Origin of the sequence: Marinomonas sp. PE14-40 (assembly GCF_051623805.1) — a bacterium.
In the GTDB taxonomy this organism is placed as follows: Bacteria; Pseudomonadota; Gammaproteobacteria; order Pseudomonadales; family Marinomonadaceae; genus Marinomonas.
In genome coordinates this window covers 3,410,671-3,433,217 of record NZ_CP130700.1, presented here as the reverse complement: position 1 = coordinate 3,433,217, position 22,547 = coordinate 3,410,671, and the positions used below count along the sequence as shown (strand labels likewise).

Sequence of the window (22,547 nt, the reverse complement as noted above, 5' to 3'; positions counted from 1 at the left end):
AAGGCTTTGAAACAAGGTTAATAACATTTGTTTCACATCATTACTGTTTAACTAATCTAAACTAGGTCATATTAAGGCTGACAAGATAAAGGCAAGCAGAAGTCTGCTGAATCTTTTACAATAGCGCCCTTATACTTTATTAGATCTTGGTATTTATACCGTATAAATGCCTTAAAAGTACTGAATGGAATATTATGAACAATAAGTTAGGCTCACTTTTTATCTTTATTTTACGCTCTTTAGGACTACTACCTTTTTCTTTAGTGCAAAAACTAGGAGTCCTATTTGGATTAACACTTGCGAAGCGTAATCGCCGTACCATAAATGCTATCGACATCAACTTAAAGCTTTGTATGCCTGATAAAAACGCCGATCAAAGGCTCGCTATTCGTAATGATAGACTCAAAAATATGGGACAAACCGCTCTAGAGATGAGCCATGTTTGGACTAAGCCGAAGGAACAAGTCCTCGCCCTACTAAAACCAAATAACAATGATAACTCTGCCTTTGAAGAAGCGGTTAAAAGTGAATATGGGGTGCTAGTATTAGCGCCACACCTTGGCCACTGGGAAATGATGAACTACTATTTGGCGCAATTTAGACCTTTAACCGCCATGTATCGTCCTGTAAAAAATGCGAAGAAACTTGATGGCTTTATTCGCGATGCTAGGGAGAGAGCTGGTTCTGAGTTGGTTCCGACTAACCGTAAAGGCGTAATGCAACTAATGAAAGCCTTAAAAAGTAGTGGCTTGGTAGGGATTCTACCGGATCAAGTTCCAAAAGATGGCGGTGGTGTTTATGTGCCTTTTTATGGACAGCAAGCTTATAGTATGACCCTTACCTCGCAGCTGGTTAATAAAACAGGCGCTAAGGCTTTTATAGGTGCCGCTTTTAGGGTGAAAGGTGGTTATGAGGTGGCTATGCAACCAGTTGATGAAGGCTTCTACTCTGATGATATTGAAACGTCTGTCGCCGCGATGAACCGCTCTATTGAAAAACTAATTGAGCTACACCCAGAGCAATATCAGTGGGAATATAAACGTTTTAAAAAGCAGCCAGATGGCCACTCTCTTTATCCAAGAGGCTAGTTTGAGATTTAGCTAACGGAATTAAATTTCATTCAAAATAACTAAAAAAGGCGCATTAAAATGCGCCTTTTTTGTATTGCGTGTTTCAGCCTAAATAAGATATCCGGCTTCAATTATCGTCCTTTAAGTCTGCAAATTGCGCCCTACCGCAAGCGTTAATTAAGTCGCTAGGTTTAAGGCCAATATCTAAGCCCCTCTTACCACCACTAACGTAAATACTTACTAACGCTTTAGCACTTTGATCAACTGCGGTAATTAAGGCTTTCTTTTGTGCTATTGGACTAATTCCCCCAACCAAATAACCGCTGCTTTTTTGCGCTTCATTTGGGTCTGCCATGATGAGTTTCTTAACGCCAAAATGAGTGGCTGCTTTTTTCAAGCTTAAGGTGTGAGTGACAGGAATAATTGTCACAAACAACTTAGTGCCATCGCTCACTAATAAGGTTTTAAAAACACAGGCTGGTTCGAGTCCTAGTTTATCTGCCGCCTCCAAACCAAATTGAGTACATTGGCTGTCGTGTTCATACTCGTGCAAGCTGTACGGAATCTTCTTCTTTTTGAGAAAGTTACATGCTGGTGTCATAGGAGTCCTTACCTTTGCCAAAACATGGGGGTAAATAATACCAATAGCGTAAAGACTTCCAAACGACCTAATAGCATAGAGAAACACAACATCCATTTTGCAGGGTCACTGATAGAACCAAAGTTCGCGGCAACTTCACCTAAGCCCGGACCTAGGTTATTCAAAGTTGCTGCAACAGCAGACCATGCTGTGAGCTGATCTAAGCCTGTTGCCATCAAACCTATCATAAGTATTACGTAAACAAGCAAATAAGCTGAGAAGAAGCCCCATACTGCAGAGATAACTCTTTCATGAATTGCCTTACCACCAAGTTTGACAGGAATAATGGCATTAGGGTGGATTAAACGCTGAATCTCACGAAAGCCCTGCTTTAGGATAAGTAGGATACGAATTACCTTCATACCACCACCGGTAGAGCTGGCACAACCACCGGCAAAAGACGTGACGATTAATAAGAAAGGTAAGGTATTTGGCCAGGTTGAAAAATCTTCAGTGCCAAAGCCTGTTGTCGTGGCAATGGAAATACTTTCGAACATGGCGTATCTAAATGCGGTCGACCATTCATAGCTGGATGTCATCGCTAATACCAAGGTGGTAATGGTAATGGTACACAGCAAAATAAAGCCAAAAAACTTCACTTCTGAATCTTTGAAGTAATGCATGATGGAGCGACTACGCCAAGCGTAAAAGTGCAGCCCAAAGTTCAATGCTGAAATGATCATAAAGATCACTGTGATGGCTTCAATCATAGGGCTGTCAAAGTAACCTATGCTGGCATCATGGGTAGAGAAACCACCAATGGCAACGGTGGAAAAGCTGTGACAGATGGCATCAAATAAACTCATCCCCGCCGCCCAAAAACCTAATGCGCAGGCAATGGTTAAAGATGCATATATGTACCAAAGGGCTTTCGCTGTTTCGGCGATTCTTGGTGTTAACTTAGAATCTTTTACCGGACCTGGTGTTTCGGCACGATAAAGCTGCATACCACCAACACCCAACATAGGCATGATAGCTACAGCTAATACAATGATACCCATACCACCAAGCCACTGAAGTTGTTGGCGATAAAATAATAAAGCATGGGGCATATCATCTATGCCGGTCAGAATCGTTGCCCCTGTGGTTGTCAGACCCGAAATGGATTCGAATAAGGCATCGGTAAATGAGAGGGCTTGAGAGTCAACTAACATGAAAGGCACAGCACCAAATAACCCCAGTACTGACCAGAACAAGACCGTAATGATAAAGCCATCACGTATTCTTAATTCTTTGCGGTTCCCTTTAAAGGGAAGCCACATACAAAAACCACCAATAAGGTTAATGAGTAAAGCGTATAAAAAAGCATGAGTATCACCATCTTGGTAGATAAGGGACACGATTAAAGGCGGAATCAGGGTTAAGCTGAAGACCATAACCAGAATGCCAATAACGCGAAATATGACCTTGATGTGCATTTGCTTTCCTAATGTTGACGCTTCTGATTAATCTAGTGCGCTTTAGGTGATTGTTCTAATTCAATTAATAACTTGAGTGTCTTGTTAGCAATTTATTCTCTAGAAGAAGGTTAAGCCCACTTGGAATAATTGCTCGACAGCTGGGATTTGTTTTTTGTTCGAAACGAAGATAATGACATGGTCTTCTGCTTGAATCATAAGATCTCCCGTTGCTATCAATACCTCTTCATCCCTTACTACTGCGCCTATTGTCGCCCCTTCTGGTAAGTTGATATTGGCTATGGTTCGCCCTACTACTTTAGACGATTTATAATCACCATGTGCTACTGCTTCTAAGGCCTCAGCCGCGCCCTTTCTTAGTGAGTGAACATTTACCACATCACCACGACGAATGAAGGAAAGTAAGGTACTTATGGTCATATGTTGAGGTGAAATAACTATATCTATCATATCGTCCTGTACGATATCGACATAAGCTGGATTATTGATAATCGTCATTACGGTTCTAACACCTAATCGCTTTGCCAACATGGAAGACATAATATTTGCTTCATCGTTATTCGTAAGCGCGCAGAATACATCTGTAGACTCTATATTCTCTTCCAATAAGAGCTCTTGTTTAGATGCATCGCCATGTAAAACTATGGTGTTATTAAGGTTTTCGGATAAATAGCGGCATCTAGGTAAACCTCGCTCTACTATCTTCACTCTGTATTCATCTTCTAAGCTTTGTGCTAAACGCTCACCGATATTACCGCCCCCTGCAATCATGATACGGCGATAAGGATTATCTAAGCGTCGCAACTCACTCATCACATCTAGTACATCTCGTTGGGCTGTCAAAAAGAAGACTTCATCGTCAGCTCTAATATGGGTTGTACCGGCAGGTTGGATAGATTGACCATCACGATAAATCGCTGCAATTCGGGTTTGAATAGAAGGCATATGTTCTTTCAAGAAACTAATAGGTTGGTCAATGAGAGGACCCCCTACTTCAGCTCTTACTACCACAAGCTGAACCTTGCCTTCAGCAAACTCCATAACTTGTAGTGCACCTGGATATTGAATCAGGCGTTTAATATGACGAGTCACTTCTTTTTCTGGGCTGATGCGAACATCAATAGGCAGACCATTATAACCATAAATTTCAGGCCGACTGGCATAAGCATTAGATCTAACACGGCCAATTTTAGTCGGTGTTTTAAATAGGGTTTCCGCTATTTGGCAGGCAACCATGTTGATCTCATCTTGGTTGGTGACGGCAATTAGCATGTCCGCGTCATCACCACCGGCTCTTTCTAAGACATCAGGATGAGAAGCACTACCTTCTACTGTTTGAATATCTAACCTGTCTTGTAGTTCACGTAAACGCTTGTCGTCCATATCAACAACCGTTATGTCATTATCTTCATTCGCTAAGTTTTCTGCGAGAGTCGCGCCAACCTGACCTGCACCTAATATGATGATTTTCATGAACTATCCTGAGCTGCTCTAGGTGATGTGTGTCGACCTAGATGAGATGGGGCCACTGCCCTAATGTAAAAAGAAGTATCGTGTTAATTTTAAACAAGTCGAGCTAATTAATTAATGCTAATAAGAAAATAAACTGGATTAATTTGCTCTAGACCGCGAAATAATCATTATCAAATGACTTTTGATGAGGAAAAGTTTTGTCGAGAAACTATGTGGGCGATTTTCAGTGTTGGCTCAGAGATTAAAGTTAAATTAAGGTGAAAAAAGTGTGATGGTTTCTAGGGAAAAAATCTATGATAGGAAACAGTTTGCCCTTACTCCTTATTAATTTTAGTAAGAGAGATAAGGGCATACTTATTTATCCAAGCGCTTATTTAGCGCTTTTTCTAGAGAGAGCTTAGCTCTTCTCTAACAGGCAATAGTAGAAACCGTCATGGCTATTTTGTTTAGGGAACAATTGGATACCATGACTTACCTTTTTACCCCAAGACACATTAAGCGTGATTTCTTTTGCGTTTTTAGTTTGGCTTAAGAAGCTTGCCATTTGCTGTTCGTTCTCTTCAGGCATAAGTGAGCAAGTGGCATAAAGCATTCTACCGCCGGGTTTTAGTGTTAACCAAATTTTTTCAATTAACTGCTTTTGAATAGTGACGAGTTCATCAATATCAGCAGGCTTACGATTAATTTTAATATCTGGGTTACGACGAATAACACCCGTGGCAGAACAAGGAACATCTAATAAGATTTTGTCGAATCCGGTTTTGTCCCACCAAGAGTCTAAGTCCCCTGAGTCGGCACAAATTAACTCTGCGTTGAAGGCTAGCCTTTCTAAGTTCTCTTCTATTTTAGCCAGACGCCATGACTCTAATTCAACTGCGGTAAGATGAATGTCTGCGCTTTCTAATAAATGGCCTGTTTTACCGCCTGGAGCTGCACAAGCATCGAGGACTTTATCCCCTTCTTTTGGTGCTAAAATAAAGGCACTAAGTTGAGCCGCTTCATCCTGAACACTCATGTCACCATCAAAAAAACCGGGTAGTGATTGTACTGATACCGCTTGTTTCAAATAGATGGCTGACTCAGAGAATTCACCTTTCTCATTTTCTATACCCTGCTGAGATAATTTCTCCATTTGTGTTTCACGTGAAACACGAGAAAAATTAACTCTTAGGCACATCGGAGGACGAGCATTATTTGCTTCGACAATTTGCTCAAAGTCACTAGCCCAATGTTTATTGAAACGTTTAAGAATCCATTTAGGATGAACATGAGCAACAGAAGGCATCTCTTTCATGATGGCTTTAATATCGTCAGCTTCTCTTAAGTAGCGTCTTAAAATGGCGTTAACTAACTTACCTGCCCATGGTTTTCCAATCAGTTTGGCACTCTCAACCGCTTCATTAACTGCCGCATGTTCTGGTGTATCCATATAATCAATTTGATATAGAGCAACTAAAATGGCCGCGTAGACATCGTAATCCTTTTCTTGAAAAGGCTTATCTAACATATGTAAAGCAAAGCTATTCAGCTTTGGGTAATGACGACTCACCCCAAAACAAATTTCTTTTAATTGTGGGATATGCTCAGGTTTAACATCAGTTTGCTTGCGGGCTAACTGGGTGCTTAAAGAGCCCTTGTTGAGAAGAATGCTTTCAAGTATTCGAATGGCTACAAGTCTGACACTGCTAACTTTTTCGTTCATAATTTTCACTTACAAGTTAATAATTTAGCCTAGAAAATTAGATACTAGACTAGATAATAATTAGGCCCCTATTTGATTGCCAACAGCGAAAGCTGTTTTAAATTTTCCGTTTAGCGCATCTCTAATAGCAAGACGTTTACCTCCTGGAAATTGCACCATATGTAAGGCAATTGATCCCTCTTGAGCAGCAACGATGACGCTATCCTTATTTATCTCTATCACATCACCTGGCTCAAATGAACTTGACTCTATGCTATGAAGGCTTGCTTGATATATCTTGATATTACCTTTTTCAGTTTCAAGATAGCTGCCTGGCCAAGGTGATAGACCTCTAATTTTACGCGCTAGGTCCGCAGCTGGTGTATGCCAATCAATCAGACCTTCTTGCTTAGTTAACTTGCTCGCATAGTTAGCTAAAGTGTCATCTTGCTTTTCAGCTTGATGCTTGCCTTCTTTTATTTGTCTCAGTGTCTCCACTAAAAGTGATCCACCTAATGGCGCTAACCTATCGTGTAGATCTGCTGATGTATCTTCATCAAGAATGTCGCAGCTTACTTTGCTAAGCATATCACCTGTATCTAGTCCCACATCCATTTGCATTATGGTGATGCCAGTTTCTTTATCCCCTTCAATGAGGGATCTATGAATCGGTGCAGCACCACGCCATCTTGGCAACAAAGAAGCATGTACATTGATACAACCAAGTTTAGGCGTATCCAATACGGCTTTTGGAAGAATCAATCCATAGGCAGCAACAACCATGATGTCAGCGTCAAGATTAGCAAGTACTTGCCTATCTTCTTCAAGTTTAAAATTAAGAGGTTGATGTACAGGAATATCATGCTCTAAAGCCAATTGTTTAACCGGGCTTGCAACTAACTTTTGCCCTCTTCCTGCCGGTCTATCCGGTTGACTATAAACGGCAATGACTTGATGGTCTTCAATACCTGAGGAATCGATTAAAGCTTTAAGGCTGGCTGCAGCAAATTCAGGTGTACCTGCAAATACGATTTTTAACGGAGTCTTTTGTTGAGGCATGTTTTTGCTCTTTCAATAAAAATCAGGCCGAAGCCTGATTTATAAATGGGGGTAGTCTCCTAGCATTAATGCTCTTTAGTCTGGCTAGCTAGGATGAAGACTGACTAAAGGGTTAAGCTCGCATGCGCTTCTGGCTTTTTACCAGTTTCGTTTTAATGCGATTGCGCTTTAATGGTGATAAGTAATCCACCATCAGTTTACCGTCTAGGTGATCAATTTCATGCTGCACACAAACAGCAAGTAGACCTGTTACCTTCTTTTCGAACTCTTTACCGTGACGGTCAAGAGCAATAACCTTAACTCTTGCCGCGCGGTAAATGTGTTCGTAAAAACCAGGTACAGATAGGCAACCCTCTTGCTCTTCATTAGGTGCATCATCGAGCACTTCAAATCTAGGGTTGATAAAGACCATAGGGTCATTTTTTTCTTCTGAAAAATCCATTACAACGACACGTTGATGAAAATCAACTTGTGTTGCAGCAAGACCTAAACCGTTTTGATCGTACATAGTCTCAAGCATGTCATCTATTTTGACTTGCAAGGCGTCGTTAAAATCAGTCACAGGCTTGGCTACAGTTCGTAGACGTGGATCAGGATATTCAAGAACAGGTAGAACAGCCATTATTAATTACCGTATAAAATTAGTTAGTTTTCAGTTCCTATTTATTTGATAGCTTGTTTAACTCGAATCGCTTTTAAGGAAAAAGTGAGATCCAGCCAATACCAAGACTCAAATTAATAGGAGTTAGATCAAAAAATATTCTTATTATTGTACCGTATGTGAATTAATAGAGTAGTGTTTTACAGCCTATATCGAATAATTATTAATGATAAAGACCATTTGTTCACCCCACTCTTTGGGGCAAATAGACGCAAGGAATGCGCTAAATGGAAAATACACAGGAACCGCCATTATCAGGGTCCACTTGTTTATCAAAGCATGACTGGCTTGTTTTAAGTTTTATTAAGGGCGTTGGCCCTGCAAGACTAGATAGGTTATTTACTTATCTTAATGCCTTTGAACAAGAGCAAAGTCAGTTTGACTCTAAACAGACTGCTAACAGCCTCATTAGTTATGAATTACTAACACAATTAAAATGGCCAAGGGACACAGCGAATAAAGCCATTACATATCTTGTCCATGGTTGGCTTGAGGATGAGACTAAGACTCAGCTTAATCTGGCTCAAGAGTGGCTAGAACAAAGCCCACTTCATCATTTAGTTTTTCGTGGCGATCTTACTTATCCAAGTGCTTTAGGAGAAATCCCAGTACCACCTCTCTTCTTATATGTTAAAGGCGAACTGACAAGTTTACAGCAGTCTAAGTTGGCAGTTGTTGGTGCTAGAAAAGCAACTCAATATGGATTGGACACAGCATTCACATTAGCAAAAGGATTAACAGAACAAGGTATTAGCATAGTCAGTGGTGGTGCTATCGGAATAGATACCGCTGCCCATCAAGGTGCATTAAGTATTCAAAGAAGCACAATTGCCGTTATGGGAGCGGGCTTATTAAACCTATATCCTAAACATAATAGCTCTCTCTTTCGTTCTATCATTGAGCATCAGGGCTGTTTATTAAGTGAGTACCCGCTTAATACTAAAGTTCAAGCTAGGCTCTTCCCTGCTCGTAATCGCATTATCAGTGGTTTGAGTTTAGGTGTGATAGTGGTAGAGGCAAGCTTTAAAAGTGGATCTCTCATTAGTGCCAATTATGCGTTAGAACATGACAGAGAGGTATTTGCTGTTCCGGGCCGTATTAGCGACCCTGCTTCGGTTGCTTGTTTAGATTTAATTAAACAAGGGGCTAAGTTGATCACCTGTACTGAAGATGTATTAACTGAATTCCCCATTCTAAAATGTGAGTCTCAATTACTCTCTCAAAAGCATCATGATCTTAATTTTAAGAAAGATAAGAATGTGTACCCTAGCAGGAATGAGGAGTCGAATTCCTATGTTTCACGTGAAACACAGGCCAAAGTTGAAGTGATCCCCTCCTCTTTTTGCAGTGAATCTATCTCAGAAAATGCTCGCACTCTTGTAAACCTGATTGATGAAAGTCTGGTTAAAAAGAGTTTGAAAAATGAATTCGAACTAGATCAACTAGTAAGCTTAAGTGGTTTTACTATTGATGAAGTCATGCAGAGCTGTATGGAATTAGAACTAGCAGAAATACTTGATCCACTTATCACTGGATACGCACGGCAGCTTGAATCTACTACCTAGTTATTTGTATTCACTTAGGGAGGTTGCGAATAAGTCCTCACACCTCATTATGTGAATATAAGCCTGAGTACACAAAGCTCGTTTAGTGTTGAGGAATAAAGCTAAAAGATGAGGTAGAGGGAAACTGAATGGAGATAGAGGTGTAAAGAAAGGCTCTATTTAAAAGGGAATAAAGACCTAACGAAGAGAATAAAAACGGCTTATTGTTTTAAGCCGTTTGTGTCGGATGTTTAATATCAAGAGAAAAAGTTAGTGACCTCCAAAGATGTCATTTTTAAGCTGCTTAATATCGCGTCGCTCTTTCTTATTGGGTTTATGATCAGCCATGATACGCCCCCCTAGTGATTTATGTTCTAGGGCACGACGCTCACGTTTCTCTATCGATTCTTCAGTTTCTTCGTATAAGAGCCTTGCCTCAGGTGCGCCACGGCGCTGTTCGCTGATCGCTTTGATGATGAGGGTCTTTTCATCCCAACCTAATCTTAAAGTGATCGTTGCCCCAACTTCGACATTACGACTCGCTTTACCTTTACTGCCATTGTAAGAAACCTTGCCACCGTCAATTGCATCCTTACAAATAGAGCGTGTTTTGTAAAAACGTGCGGCCCAAAGCCATTTATCTAGTCGAACTGCTTGTGATTTTGGTTGTTTTTCTGGTTTACTCATACAATGATTATTCACTTTAAATTGGTTGATAACAGCTGAATTAAAATGGCTGTTTGATGTCTAGCTAAGACTAGATAATCTATTTTATGCCCAGCGTATGGGGTTAGTACTTTACTTAATCCTAACGCTTTTGTTATGAGAGATATTTGAGGCCATTATGCAGGATGTGATTAATCACCCTTTTTATCAAGCGTTACAAGAAATTATACATGATGCAGCGGATGCTATTATGGAAATCTATCAACGCTCTGATTTTGGTATCGAACAAAAATCGGATGATAGCCCTGTCACTGCTGCCGACCTAGCTGCGCATCATATTATTCTTGCAGGGTTAAATAAACTGACCCCTAACATTCCTGTCTTATCTGAAGAGAATGTCATTCCTTATGAAGAACGTAAAGACTGGCCATTATTATGGGTAGTCGACCCACTTGATGGCACGAAAGAGTTTATTAAACGCAATGGTGAGTTCAGCATAAATATCGCCTTAGTAGAAAACCATAAAAGTATTTTAGGTATGGTGTACTTACCTGTGACCCAAGAAGGCTACTTTGGGGTGACAGGTGATTGGCAGAATATGAAAAAGGCGGCGGTTAAGTGGACTCAAGATGGCACTGAGTTATTAAAAATACGAGAGCCTAAAACGCCCCTTATTGCGATGACAAGTCGCAGCCATGGCCCTAATCTACCTGAGTCTTTAAGAAAGATATTATTAGAAGATTTTGACCATATTGAAGAAATCGCGAAAGGTAGCTCTATCAAAGCGTGTCGCATTGCCGAAGGAGAAGCCGATCTACATCTTCGTAGAGGACCAACTTGTGAATGGGATACGGCAGCATCTCAAGCAGTAGTAGAAGCCGCTGGCGGCGTTCTCATGAGCTTTAACGGTGAACCTTTTAGATACAACGCCAGAGAGTCTTTACTGAATGGTCATTTCTTAGTGACAGGGTCTGAGCTTATGCCAGTTATCTTGAACTGGTATTTAGAGCAAAACTTATCAGAAGATTAGTTACCCCTTTAGATTAGGTTTAAGGCAGTCAAAATAACGGCCTTAAACTTTGCTTTAAAATAGAGAAAAAAATATCAAACACATGTGCTTCAAGCATAAAAAGTAAGTGACTATTTACTTATATAGTCACTTACTCATATTCAAAACTACTGTTGTCAGACTCTTTTCTTTTTCTATTTTGATACCCTTTAGCGTGCAAACAGCGCCGCAGCAGGGTTAGGGAAATCCGTAATACTACCTGTACCAAGTTCGGCGGCTAAACCTACAGATTCATGCAAGCTTGGGTGGGCATGAATAGTGAGTGCGATATCCTCAAGTTCAGCACCATACTCAATGGCTAAGGTTAACTCCCCTAGTAACTCTCCAGCATGTTCTCCGACTATGCCTGCCCCTAAAATCTTTTGAGTGTCAGCATCGTAAATTAACTTGGTTTTACCATGTTTAATTTCTGCAGCTATAGCTCTCGCACTTGCCTTCCAAGGAAAGCTCGCCACTTTAAAATCTAAGCCTTCTTCTTTGGCTTGTATCTCAGTCATGCCTACCCAAGCTACTTCTGGGTAGGTGTAAGCTATGCCAGGAATCGCTTTAGCTTGGAAGTAACTTGCTTTGCCCGCAATGACCTCTGCAGCAATATGGGCTTGATGACTTGCTTTATGTGCCAGCATTGGGCCATAAGTAACATCGCCAATTGCAAAGATATTAGGCAAGTTAGTACGGCATTGATCATCAATTAAAATAAAACCTCTAGCATCAATTTCGACACCGATTTCTGGAACGCCTGCTAATTTACCATTTGGACTACGTCCTACAGCGACTAAAACGGCATCAAAATTGTGGGTTTCAAGTTTGCCTTTGGCATTTTTATAATCAACAACCAAGTGCTCAGGCAGACTTTCTATCTTGGTTACCTGAGTATTAGTTAGAATATTAAAACGGCCTTTATTGGCTTGTTCAAACACCTTCACTAGATCCTTATCTGCCCCCGCCATAATTTGGCTAGACATCTCAGCTACACTGACTTGGCTACCTAATGCTTGGTAAACCGTAGCCATTTCCATACCGATAATACCGCCACCTAAGATAAGCAAGCGCTCAGGTATTTCTGCAAGGTTCAATGCAGTCGTTGAGTTTAAGATACGTTTATCTTCATAAGGGATAAAAGGTAAACGAATATTCTTTGAACCCGTTGCTAAAATGGCTTGCTGGAATGTCACTGTTAATTGACCATCGGCACCTGTTAACACCAAGGTATCCGCACTGGTTAATTGTCCTTCTCCTTGCAGTACAGTTACCTTACGTTGCTGAGCCATAAGCCCAAGGTTAGACGTAAACTTATTCACTGTATTGGTTTTAAACTCTCTCACTTGATCAAGGTTTACTTTCGCTTCTCCTAGTTCTACACCAGACAAGCTAGGTTCTTGTGTACTGCGTATTTGACCTGCCACATGCAGCAATGCTTTTGAGGGTACGCAGCCTACGTTCAAACAAACCCCACCTAGCGCTCCATACCTCTCGACTAATACAACATTAAGCCCTAAATCCGCAGCCCGAAAAGCGGCGTTATAACCACCTGGGCCTCCCCCTAAAACCAAAACATCATAGTTAATATCTGGGTTAAAACTTGTCATAACACCGCCTTTAAATTGCTAAAATTATGCTTTTCGATAGGCTTACCTATCAGTAGATAGATAAAATATAACTTGTATCCTCAGAGGGAGTCAATAAAATATCTATCAGTAGGTAGATAAAAATTCCAAGAGAATATTTGGCGCTCTTCTCTAATAAAATAATAAGCACACGAGTATGAAACTTTTATGAGCAAAACAGAGAAAAAAGACACTAAAAGTCTAATCATGGATTTGGCAGAAAATGCCATCATTGCGGGAGGTTTTAACGCTTTTAGTTTTCGTGAGCTAGCTGCTCAGATTGGTATTAAGAGTGCAAGTGTTCACTATCACTTTCCAACCAAGGGTGATCTCACTGTAAGCGTGCTGAGGCGCTACAAAGAAAACTTCGAAAGTGAGCTGCCTTGTGTAGCAACAACGCATGCTAGTTCCAGTCAATTACTCAATGGGTTTATTGATGGCTTTAAAACAAAAATCGTTGATAACCACAATATGAGCATTTGCACCATGCTCACCACAGATGTGCGCCAATTACCTGATGAAGTCCGTGAAGAGTTAGCAGATTTTTACCGTATCAAGCTGAATTGGTTAGGTTCAATCTTCATGCTAGAAGCGGATGTAGATAAAAAACAGGCACAAGTTAAAGCCAGCCAAATGTTAGCTAGCCTTCATGGGGCTTCAATCCTAGTGCAGGCCACAGGTGATGTGGAAAAATACGAAGATGCGGTGGGCTACTTGAGATAAAAGACATAAACTGAGCAAAAAAATGCCCCTTCACTTGATGAGTAAGGGGCAGAAACCGGAAGCTTTAGGGATAGTTAAATCAGGTTGGGTGGTGCCCGACTTAAGCTTCCAATGTTTGGCTAAAGACATACTAGGTGAGATAGGAAGTGTCTTAAATGCAAGAAAACCAATCTAAAGTTAAGGCAGCACAAAACATTCCTTAATACGACTTTCTCGTTTGATAAAGCCCTATGCTCCTTGTACTACTCACTACAAAAGAGTCGTGATTTAATTCAAAAGATAGAACAAAAGCATGGTATTTTAGGTACAGCTAAGGCAAACCTTGTTGCGAAAAAGAGCACTTACTTCAGAGGCATTATGAGCACTAAGAACTATTCACTTGGACAGATTGGCGATTATGAAATTAAACAACTAAAGGTGTTTAAGACGGTTGTCGATTGCGGTGGGTTCTCAGCAGCAGAAACGGCACTAAACATTGGCCGCTCTACCATTAGTCTTCATATCTCAAACCTTGAATCACGTTTAAACCTAAGCCTGTGTAAGCGTGGTCGTGCTGGCTTTTCGTTAACGCAAGAAGGGCAAATCATTTATCAAATGACCAATGAGTTACTCGACTCACTGGAGGGCTTTCGTACTACGGTCAATAATCTTAATGCCAGTCTGACAGGTAAACTGCGAGTCGCTTTATCGGATACAGTGAGTCTGGATGAACGTAGTCAATTCCCTGATTTGATTCGAGCGTTTGGTGCCCAAGCCAGAGAAGTCATGCTGCATACCAATGTGGCGCCTATGGCAGACATTGAACGTATGGTGCTAAACGATGAGGCCGATATAGGCTTTATTCCTTACCATAGACAATTGGACGGGTTGAATTACATTCCTCTGTATCAAGATACTTGTTACCTCTACTGTCATGCATCTCACCCCTTGGTAAGCATGTCTGAAGCAGAGCAAAAGCAAGAGGTGAATCAGTTTCCTACCACGCATGCTGGGGTGAAACCCCATGAGGGCATAAGTGCTCAGATTAATGAGATGAACCTCTCTGCAGTGTCTTATTTCTACGATACACGTTTAGCCCTAATTCTTTCAGGGCAATATATTGGCTTCTTACCTGACTTTTATGCGCAAGCCTATATTGATAAAGGGGAGCTGGTGGCGGTATTAGCAGAACAAATAAATTATGACTTAGGTGTGGCTGTGATTAGTCGTAAAACAGCCCAACCCAATAAAGCCCGTGAGCTTTTCATTGATATTATTAGTCAGCAGTTTGCCTAATAGAAGCAATCGCTATTTTTCAGCTTTGTAGAAACTAAAAAAGAGCCATAAGGCTCTTTTTTTGAATGCTGGACTGACTCAATGGCTTAGGTTAATTCAGCAAAACAAGCTTTAAGAATTGTCATACCTTCATCAAGAATGTCGAACTCTGCTGTTAATGCCGGCAAGAAACGAATCACGTTACCACGGATGCCGCATGATAAAAGGATCAAACCTTTCTCAGAGGCTTTTGATACTAACGCCTTAGTGAGTTCAGGGTTAGGTTGATTCACATCCCCATCCTTCACGAGCTCCAACGCTATCATGGCACCTGAGTTACGAATGTTGCCAACGAGATCTGTATGCATTTCTTTGATGTCATGAAGATGTGTCACCATATGCTTACCAATTTGAGTCGCACGCTCACATAACTTCTCTTCTTCGATCACATCAAAGACTGCCAAGGCCGCTGCGCAACCAACCGGTGAACCACCATAAGTACCGCCTAGACCACCAGGAATGGGGGCATCCATAATGTCTGCTTTACCGACAACCGCTGCAATTGGGAAACCGCCGGCAATACCTTTCGCTGCCGTCATCAAATCCGCCTCTACCCCAGATGTTTCGTGGGCAAACATGCTACCTGTACGGGCAAAGCCTGTTTGGATCTCATCCATAATTAAGAGAATGCCATGCTCATCACAAATAGCTCGCAGCGCTTGTAAGAACTCAGCTGGCGCTTGATAAAAACCCCCTTCCCCTTGTACTGGCTCAATAACGATCGCCGCCACACGAGAAGCTTCAATGTCACAGGTAAAGCGCATTTTAAGGTCATTTAGTGACTGCTCAATGCTCACCCCATGGTATTCATTTGGATAAGGCACATGGAAGATGTCAGATGGGAAAGGGCCAAAGCCAACCTTGTAAGGCGCAACTTTACCGGTTAATCCCATGGTCATATTAGTTCGACCGTGAAAACCACCATTAAAGGCGATCACACCCGGACGGCCCGTATAAGCACGAGCGATTTTGACACAGTTCTCTACCGCTTCTGCGCCAGTGGTGACCAAAATGCTTTTCTTAAGTGTTGGGCCAGGCGCTGCTGCATTTAGCTTTTCTGACAATTCAACCGCAGATTCATAGGGGCTAACCATGACACAAGTATGAGTAAAGCGTTCCACCTGAGCCATCACTGCCGCTTTTACCTTCGGGTGATTATGACCCGTGTTTACCACAGCGATACCTGCACCAAAATCAATATAGCGTTTACCCTCTACGTCCCAGACTTCGGCATTTTGTGCTCTGTCCACATAAACTGGCGCCATATTGCCTTGCCCGCGAGCCATGGCATTTTCTTTTCTTACTTGTAAGTTAGCGTTTTTCATTGTCATCTCCGGTCTACTCGTCTTATTAGGCGAGCTGTCATTAGCTGTTTGCTTTAGTAATTTCCGGGACAGTATTAAGTGAAAGCTTGGCTTTAACTTAAACCACCCATGCATAGGTATTTGGTTTCAACATACTCTTCTATGCCGTATTTAGAGCCTTCACGACCACTACCAGATTCTTTAACGCCACCAAATGGCGCGACTTCACTGGAAATGATGCCTTCGTTGATGCCCACCATGCCGTACTCAAGCGCTTCGGATACACGCCAGATACGACTCAAATTTTGGGAATAGAAATAAGAAGCAAGACCAAATGGGGTATTGTTTGCCATGGCAACGGCTTCTTCTTCGGTTTTAAAACGGAACAGCGGTGCGACTGGCCCAAAGATCTCGTTATGGAAAATATCCATATCTTCAGTGACATCAGTTAGTACAGTCGCTTGATAAAATTGGCTACCTGCTTGGCTGGCTTTATCGCCACCTGTTAGGACCTTCGCCCCTTGTACCACAGCACCATTTACCAACTCTTCTACCTTATTAACCGCTGCTTGGTTAATAAGCGGCCCGATAGCAACACCAGCCTCTAGGCCATCACCGACTTTCATTTCAGCAACTTTGGCTGCAAGCTTGGTTGCAAACTCGTTATAAATACCTTCTTGAATCAGCATGCGATTGGCGCAAACACAGGTTTGGCCTGCATTACGGTATTTAGAGGCAATAGCACCCTCAACCGCCGCATCGATATCCGCATCATCAAATACGATAAAAGGTGCGTTACCACCCAATTCCATTGAGGTGCGTTTCACGGTTTGAGCACACTGGCTAAGTAGTAACTTACCGACAGGGGTTGAACCGGTGAAACTTAGCTTGCGAATACTTGGGTGGCTAGTCAGTACGCCACCAATGTCAGCTGCACTTTTACCTACAACCACATTGATAACCCCTGCTGGAATGCCTGCTTGATGGGCAAGCTCTGCTAAAGCGAGTGCACATAAAGGGGTTTCATCAGATGGCTTGATCACTATGGTACAACCTGCAGCAAGCGCTGGGCCTACCTTACGAGTAATCATAGCGATCGGGAAATTCCAAGGCGTCACAGCTGCAACAACTCCCACAGCCTGCCTGATAGTCATGATGCGTTTGTCTTTTGCAAAAGTCGGGATAGTATCGCCGTAAATGCGACGCGCTTCGTCAGCAAACCAATCAATAAAAGAGGCGCCATAAGCGACTTCGCCCTTTGCTTCGGCTAAAGGCTTACCCTGCTCTAGTGTCATCAATAGGGCTAAATCTTCTTGGTTATCCAAGATAAGCTGATTCCAGCGACGTAGGAGTGTTGCACGCTCTTTTGCGGTTTGTGCTTGCCAAGGTTTAAGTGCGGCTTCTGCTGCAGTCACAGCGTCTTCTGTATCGCTAGCGCCGAGGTCTGCAACCTCTGTTAAAAAGGCGCCATTGGCAGGATTGGTAACGGCAAAGCTTTTGCCTGACTGGGCACTTACCCATTGGCCGTTAACATAAGACTCTTGTTTAAAAAGGCTTTGGTTCGCTAAATTAATTGCTGTTTGTGAAGTTTGCATCGTCTACTCCAGACTTAAATTCTTATCTCAATGTCTATGGGTCAGAATTTATGCTTCAAAATTCGATCATAGGGTTTAGGTACATTGATAATGACGTGTCTTGGATACTAGTCAAAGCGAAAGCGAAAGAAGATGCTGTTAAATCGCTTTAATGTTTGATGCTCTTCAAACTTATAATCCAAAGCCCTGACTTAAGCCCTGACTTAAGCGCTTAGTTTTAGCGGCATGCTTTTGACTTTATAGGGTGGTGAGAAGTATATTTAACCTATTGAAAAATAAGAAATAGATAATGATTTAAGCAATTAATAGCTCGCCTTATAGGTTGAGGTGACTTAATCGCAGGCTCCCTAGAGTTCAAGCCATAATGATAGTGATAGTTAGATCAAAGAGTCGTACGCTAAGGTGAAAGGTTAAAAGGCTGTTTGCCAATACAGTTTGTGATCAGCAAATGGTTAGCAAAACATCAAACTAATACTCCATTATGATGAATTAGGCTTTTACGCCTCCAGTAAGCAGGTTTATCAGCCCTGTTTTTGTATTGTCTAACAAGGTTTTCTGGGCATCAGGGTCTGTGATGTTACGGGCAATGGAAACCGTGCCGACTAAATTGACCATCAATTGCTGGGCTAGCGCTCTTGCCACTTCTATACCCTGTTTTTCTGCAGGTTTATCAGTGTATTTATTATTTGATTTTTCATTATTCGCTTCATCCACCATTAAAACTTGTTCTAATAATGCTTTGCTGAGTGTTTTTATCATGCCATTAAATACAGCCTCATAACTGGCTTTAACATGCTTGTCTCTATGAGCGATATCAGTACTTAAAAAAGCTAATGGACAAGGTGGAACCTCTTGATTTACATGCTCTAGGCTTAAGTATTGCCGAATTAAATTTACTATCTTGGCTAAGGTTAAATCGCCACTTTCACGGGTAAAAAGAGACTGTTCTGCCGCACTTTTTATGGCCTCAGAGTAAAGCGCACCCTTAGAACTAAAATGCGCATAAAAGGCCCCATGGGTCATCTTTGCATGCTTCATTACCTGACTAATGGAAACACTGTCATATCCTTGGCGACAGAAGAGATCAGCGGCTGCTCGTCGAATACGTTCACGGCTTTGCAGCTTATGGTCGGCTGAATAAGGCATTTGGCTTTCCTCTATAAGCTTAGTGCTTAAAATCTAAATATTATCTTGATCATATAAAGGCTTACTTTAGCATCTTCCCCATAGAATGAATAACCATGAGGAAAGACCATGCTTGATCGAATCGTAATAACTGGAATGGGACTCGTCTCACCTCTAGGCTGTGGTGTCGACAGCGTATGGCAGAAGCTTATCGCTAGTGAGTCAGGTATTCGTGCCCTTGATGACAACCTAAAGTTAAATGATAGCGTGAGTACACGAATTGGTGGGCAAGTCCCAATCCAAGGTAAAAATGCTAAGGCTGAAGAATTTAGCAACGCTCTAGTGGAAACAGACTATATGTCGGCCAAAGAGCGTCGTCGTGTGGATGCCTTTACCTTGTTTGCTCTCGCTGCTGCTGATGAAGCTTTAACTCAGGCTAACTGGCAACCAACGGATCTAGAAGATCAAGAAGCAACGGCCACCATCATTGCCACAGGCATAGGCGGCTTGCCAACCATTACTCACGCCAAAGAAGTACTAGATAAATCAGGGACTAGAAAAGTATCTGCCTTTACTGTGCCTGCATTTTTAGCCAATTTAGCTGCGGGAAACGTGTCTATCAAATACGGCTTTAAAGGGCCCATAGGTACACCTGTTACAGCATGTGCTGCTGGGATACAGGCTATTGGTGATGGCATGCGTATAATTCGCAGTGGCGAAGCCAAAGTCGCCTTAGTTGGTGGTGCTGAAGCCTGCATAGACTCTTTATCTTACGCAGGGTTTGGGGCCTTAAAAGCTCTCTCTACCAATAATGACAATCCACAAGGGGCTTCTCGTCCTTTTGATGAAAACCGCGAAGGTTTTGTGATGGGAGAAGGTGCGGGTTTGCTCGTTATTGAAACCTTAGAACATGCCCTAGCTCGCGGCGCGACGCCTCTAGCTGAGATAGTCGGTTATGGTACCAGTGCCGATGCTTATCACTTAACGTCAGGTCCAGAAAGCGGTGAAGGGGCTGCCAGAGCCATGAAAGCCGCTATGACGATGGCTCAGATAAGCCCAAATGACATTGGTTATGTGAATGCCCATGCGACCTCGACCCCAGTAGGAGATAGAGGAGAAATCAACGCCTTAAGACATGTTTTCAATGATGAGGTATTTACTGACGGAGTACAGGCTTTGCCTATCTCAGCCACTAAATCCGCAACGGGCCACTTACTCGGTGCCGCTGGTGGCATAGAGTCTATCTTCAGCGCCATGGCTTTGCGTTCAGGTGTGCTGCCTCCGACCTTAAACCTTGAAAATGTCGACCCGACTATGGCTGACTTGGACTTGATTCCTAACCTAGCCAGAGAAAAGCAAGTAGAGCATGTGCTCTGTAACGGCTTTGGCTTTGGTGGCGTGAATGCGGCTTTGATCCTGAAACGCTATCAGGGCTAACTGAATTCTAACTCGGTTAAAAACAAAGGCCTCAGTTGAGGCCTTTGTTCTTTTTGCAAACGCTGAAATGATAAATGTCTGTTATCTCACTCTCTTCGCTTTTCATCTGCCTGTGCTAATACCCTGCTCCTTCATTGAGTGTTAGACTAGCTGCCATTATTTTTATGGTCTTACTCAATTTCTATAAAGACCTTTAATTCGCTTTTTAAGTGTTATTTACTCGCTATTTTAACGACACTTTTATAGCCACGTTTTTAGATATTAGAACCGGAGTCTTCACCTTGTCAGCTTCAAACACACCTTCAAGTGAGAAACACCCAGGGCAAACCGCCATTGGTGCCAAAGAGATCGCCGATGTTAAAGCCTTTTTAATGGATTTACAGGACCGTATTTGTGCCTCGTTAGAAATGTTCGAGCCGCAAACGCGTTTTCAAGAAGATGCTTGGGAGCGTGAAAATGGTGGCGGTGGTCGTACCCGTGTCATCGCCGATGGTGAAGTGATTGAAAAAGGTGGGGTGAACTTTTCCCATGTCATGGGAAGTCAACTTCCTCCTTCTGCAACGGCAGCAAGGCCTGAGCTTGCTGGTGGCAGTTTTGAAGCCATGGGTGTGTCTCTGGTGATTCACCCTAAAAACCCTTATGCGCCGACGTCCCATGCTAATGTGCGTTTGTTTGTGGTCCATAAAGAAGGTATGGACCCTGTTTGGTGGTTTGGTGGTGGCTTTGATCTAACACCCTATTATGGATTTGATGAAGACTGTACCCAGTGGCATCAAACCGCATTAGAAGCCTGTGAGCCTTTTGGTGATCAATACTATGACAAGTTTAAAGACTGGTGTGATGAGTATTTCTATTTGAAACACAGGGGCGAGCCACGTGGTATTGGTGGTTTGTTCTTCGATGATTTCTCTGAATTAGGCTTCGAGCAAAGCTTTGGTTTAATGCGCTCTGTTGGTGACTCTTTCATGAAGGCATATCACCCTATTTTGGCAAAACGCTTAGATACCCCTTATGGTGAACGTGAGCGTGACTTCCAACTACATAGACGCGGCCGTTATGTAGAATTTAACTTGGTATTTGACCGTGGCACTCATTTTGGTTTGCAAAGTGGCGCAGGGCGTACCGAGTCTATCCTGATGTCTTTACCACCTGAGGTGAAATGGAGCTATGGTTATGACGCTCAAGCTGGCAGTGAAGAAGCGAAGTTAACTGACTATTACCTAACGGGCCGAAATTGGTTGAATCGCCCAGTAACGGATAAGGCTGAAGGAGAGGTTTAATGGACAAATATTTAGTGGTTGGTAACCCTATTGCCCACAGTAAGTCGCCTGATATTCACGCAGAGTTTGCCCGTTTAACCCAGCAAGATATTTCCTATGAGCGCTTTCTTGGCGACTTAGAGAGCTTTGAAACTCAGATAAAAGACTTTTTCGAGCAGGGTGGAAAGGGCTTTAATGTCACTGTGCCTTTTAAAGAAAGAGCCTTTGCTTTGTGTGATGTGCTAAGTAGCAGAGCGAAAACAGCCGGTGCGGTAAATACCCTATTACAGAATCAAAATGGTGAGATTTATGGTGACAATACCGATGGTATTGGCATGGTAAGAGACATCAAAGTGAATAATAGCCAAACGATGAAAGGTAAGCGTATCTTGGTATTAGGGGCGGGTGGTGCTGTACGTGGTATTTTAGAACCTGTTCTGTCTCAGAAACCTAGCGAGTTAGTCATTGCTAACCGTACTGTGTCTAAAGCCCAAACCTTGGTGGATATTTTTGGCCCAGAAGACTTCCCTGATACTAAACGTGCCGCTATGGGGTTTGCTGAAGTGGAAGGTGAATTTGATATGATCATTAATGGTACGTCCGCTAGTTTATCTGGTGACCTACCGCCAATACCTGACACTGTTATCGGCGTTAATACTTGGTGTTATGACATGATGTACGCGAAAGAGCCGACGGTCTTTCTAAATTGGGCGCAAAACTTAGGCGCAAAAGGTTGTGATGGTTTAGGTATGCTGGTGGAACAAGCGGCAGAAGCTTTTACCTTGTGGCGTAATAAACGTCCAGAAACCCTGAGCTTAATTAACAAGATGCATGCTGAACTATAGCTGTTTGTGCGAGTCTTTTTTAAGACTAAAGCTGAGTCGTTTACGTTTTGAATAGGT

Annotated in this window: 19 protein-coding genes; 8 read left to right on the top strand and 11 right to left on the bottom strand. The window is 42.3% G+C overall.

What is annotated here, in order from left to right:
- The first annotated feature begins 146 nt into the window (after positions 1 to 146).
- Positions 147 to 1,088, top strand: coding sequence for a lysophospholipid acyltransferase family protein (locus tag Q0A08_RS15900; RefSeq protein WP_438462495.1), 942 nt, complete (start codon positions 147 to 149; stop codon positions 1,086 to 1,088).
- A 109-nt stretch (positions 1,089 to 1,197) separates the two neighbouring features.
- Here Q0A08_RS15900 and ybaK read toward each other — a convergent pair whose 3' ends face one another.
- The 6 genes from ybaK to def form a co-directional block, all read right to left on the bottom strand.
- Complete coding sequence (gene ybaK / locus Q0A08_RS15895) at positions 1,198 to 1,671, bottom strand: Cys-tRNA(Pro) deacylase (RefSeq protein WP_438462493.1); 474 nt, start codon at positions 1,669 to 1,671, stop codon at positions 1,198 to 1,200.
- Positions 1,672 to 1,679: 8 nt separating this feature from the next.
- Positions 1,680 to 3,128: a TrkH family potassium uptake protein gene (locus Q0A08_RS15890; protein WP_438462492.1), complete on the bottom strand. Its 1,449-nt coding sequence runs from the start codon at positions 3,126 to 3,128 to the stop codon at positions 1,680 to 1,682.
- Between the two features lie 99 nt (positions 3,129 to 3,227).
- Complete coding sequence (gene trkA, locus Q0A08_RS15885; RefSeq protein ID WP_046015439.1) at positions 3,228 to 4,601, bottom strand: Trk system potassium transporter TrkA; 1,374 nt, start codon at positions 4,599 to 4,601, stop codon at positions 3,228 to 3,230.
- A gap of 397 nt (positions 4,602 to 4,998) precedes the next feature.
- Positions 4,999 to 6,303, bottom strand: a complete 1,305-nt coding sequence (gene rsmB, locus Q0A08_RS15880; protein ID WP_438462491.1) for a 16S rRNA (cytosine(967)-C(5))-methyltransferase RsmB — start codon at positions 6,301 to 6,303, stop codon at positions 4,999 to 5,001.
- 60 nt (positions 6,304 to 6,363) lie between these two features.
- Positions 6,364 to 7,341 (bottom strand): methionyl-tRNA formyltransferase, encoded by a 978-nt coding sequence (gene fmt / locus Q0A08_RS15875; protein WP_438462490.1) that lies wholly within the window; start codon positions 7,339 to 7,341, stop codon positions 6,364 to 6,366.
- A gap of 112 nt (positions 7,342 to 7,453) precedes the next feature.
- Positions 7,454 to 7,963 (bottom strand): peptide deformylase, encoded by a 510-nt coding sequence (def, locus tag Q0A08_RS15870; protein ID WP_438462489.1) that lies wholly within the window; start codon positions 7,961 to 7,963, stop codon positions 7,454 to 7,456.
- Positions 7,964 to 8,229: 266 nt separating this feature from the next.
- Between def and dprA the strand changes: the two genes are divergently transcribed.
- The gene (gene dprA, locus Q0A08_RS15865; protein WP_438462488.1) at positions 8,230 to 9,567 is read left to right on the top strand and encodes a DNA-processing protein DprA; all 1,338 of its coding nucleotides are present in this window, start codon (positions 8,230 to 8,232) and stop codon (positions 9,565 to 9,567) included.
- A 249-nt stretch (positions 9,568 to 9,816) separates the two neighbouring features.
- Here dprA and hslR read toward each other — a convergent pair whose 3' ends face one another.
- On the bottom strand, positions 9,817 to 10,233 hold the full coding sequence (hslR, locus tag Q0A08_RS15860) for a ribosome-associated heat shock protein Hsp15 (protein ID WP_046015444.1): 417 nt from the start codon (positions 10,231 to 10,233) through the stop codon (positions 9,817 to 9,819).
- 157 nt (positions 10,234 to 10,390) lie between these two features.
- On the opposite strand from hslR, the gene cysQ reads away from it, so the two are divergent.
- A complete protein-coding gene (gene cysQ / locus Q0A08_RS15855) occupies positions 10,391 to 11,242 on the top strand; it encodes a 3'(2'),5'-bisphosphate nucleotidase CysQ (RefSeq protein WP_438462487.1) in 852 nt (283 codons plus the stop codon).
- 188 nt (positions 11,243 to 11,430) lie between these two features.
- Here the strand turns inward: cysQ and lpdA are convergent, their stop codons facing one another.
- A complete protein-coding gene (lpdA, locus tag Q0A08_RS15850; protein WP_438462486.1) occupies positions 11,431 to 12,870 on the bottom strand; it encodes a dihydrolipoyl dehydrogenase in 1,440 nt (479 codons plus the stop codon).
- A 186-nt stretch (positions 12,871 to 13,056) separates the two neighbouring features.
- Here lpdA and Q0A08_RS15845 point away from each other — a divergent pair, with 186 nt between their 5' ends.
- Positions 13,057 to 13,611, top strand: coding sequence for a TetR/AcrR family transcriptional regulator (locus Q0A08_RS15845; protein ID WP_438462485.1), 555 nt, complete (start codon positions 13,057 to 13,059; stop codon positions 13,609 to 13,611).
- 237 nt (positions 13,612 to 13,848) lie between these two features.
- Positions 13,849 to 14,886, top strand: coding sequence for a LysR family transcriptional regulator (locus tag Q0A08_RS15840; RefSeq protein ID WP_438462484.1), 1,038 nt, complete (start codon positions 13,849 to 13,851; stop codon positions 14,884 to 14,886).
- 86 nt (positions 14,887 to 14,972) lie between these two features.
- Here the strand turns inward: Q0A08_RS15840 and gabT are convergent, their stop codons facing one another.
- The 3 genes from gabT to Q0A08_RS15825 all read right to left on the bottom strand — a co-directional run bounded on the left by gabT (position 14,973) and on the right by Q0A08_RS15825 (position 18,970).
- Positions 14,973 to 16,250 (bottom strand): 4-aminobutyrate--2-oxoglutarate transaminase, encoded by a 1,278-nt coding sequence (gabT, locus tag Q0A08_RS15835; RefSeq protein WP_438462483.1) that lies wholly within the window; start codon positions 16,248 to 16,250, stop codon positions 14,973 to 14,975.
- Between the two features lie 92 nt (positions 16,251 to 16,342).
- A complete protein-coding gene (locus tag Q0A08_RS15830) occupies positions 16,343 to 17,824 on the bottom strand; it encodes an NAD-dependent succinate-semialdehyde dehydrogenase (protein ID WP_438462482.1) in 1,482 nt (493 codons plus the stop codon).
- Positions 17,825 to 18,313: 489 nt separating this feature from the next.
- Positions 18,314 to 18,970 (bottom strand): TetR/AcrR family transcriptional regulator, encoded by a 657-nt coding sequence (locus tag Q0A08_RS15825; RefSeq protein ID WP_438462481.1) that lies wholly within the window; start codon positions 18,968 to 18,970, stop codon positions 18,314 to 18,316.
- A gap of 108 nt (positions 18,971 to 19,078) precedes the next feature.
- Here Q0A08_RS15825 and fabF point away from each other — a divergent pair, with 108 nt between their 5' ends.
- The 3 genes from fabF to aroE all read left to right on the top strand — a co-directional run bounded on the left by fabF (position 19,079) and on the right by aroE (position 22,490).
- Positions 19,079 to 20,386, top strand: a complete 1,308-nt coding sequence (gene fabF, locus Q0A08_RS15820; RefSeq protein WP_438462480.1) for a beta-ketoacyl-ACP synthase II — start codon at positions 19,079 to 19,081, stop codon at positions 20,384 to 20,386.
- Positions 20,387 to 20,718: 332 nt separating this feature from the next.
- Positions 20,719 to 21,666, top strand: a complete 948-nt coding sequence (gene hemF / locus Q0A08_RS15815; protein ID WP_438467653.1) for an oxygen-dependent coproporphyrinogen oxidase — start codon at positions 20,719 to 20,721, stop codon at positions 21,664 to 21,666.
- Positions 21,666 to 22,490 carry a shikimate dehydrogenase gene (gene aroE / locus Q0A08_RS15810; RefSeq protein WP_438462479.1) on the top strand — a complete coding sequence of 275 codons (825 nt, stop codon included), beginning with the start codon at positions 21,666 to 21,668 and terminating at the stop codon, positions 22,488 to 22,490. The genes hemF and aroE overlap by 1 nt, the downstream gene beginning before the upstream one ends.
- The last annotated feature ends 57 nt before the right edge of the window (positions 22,491 to 22,547 follow it).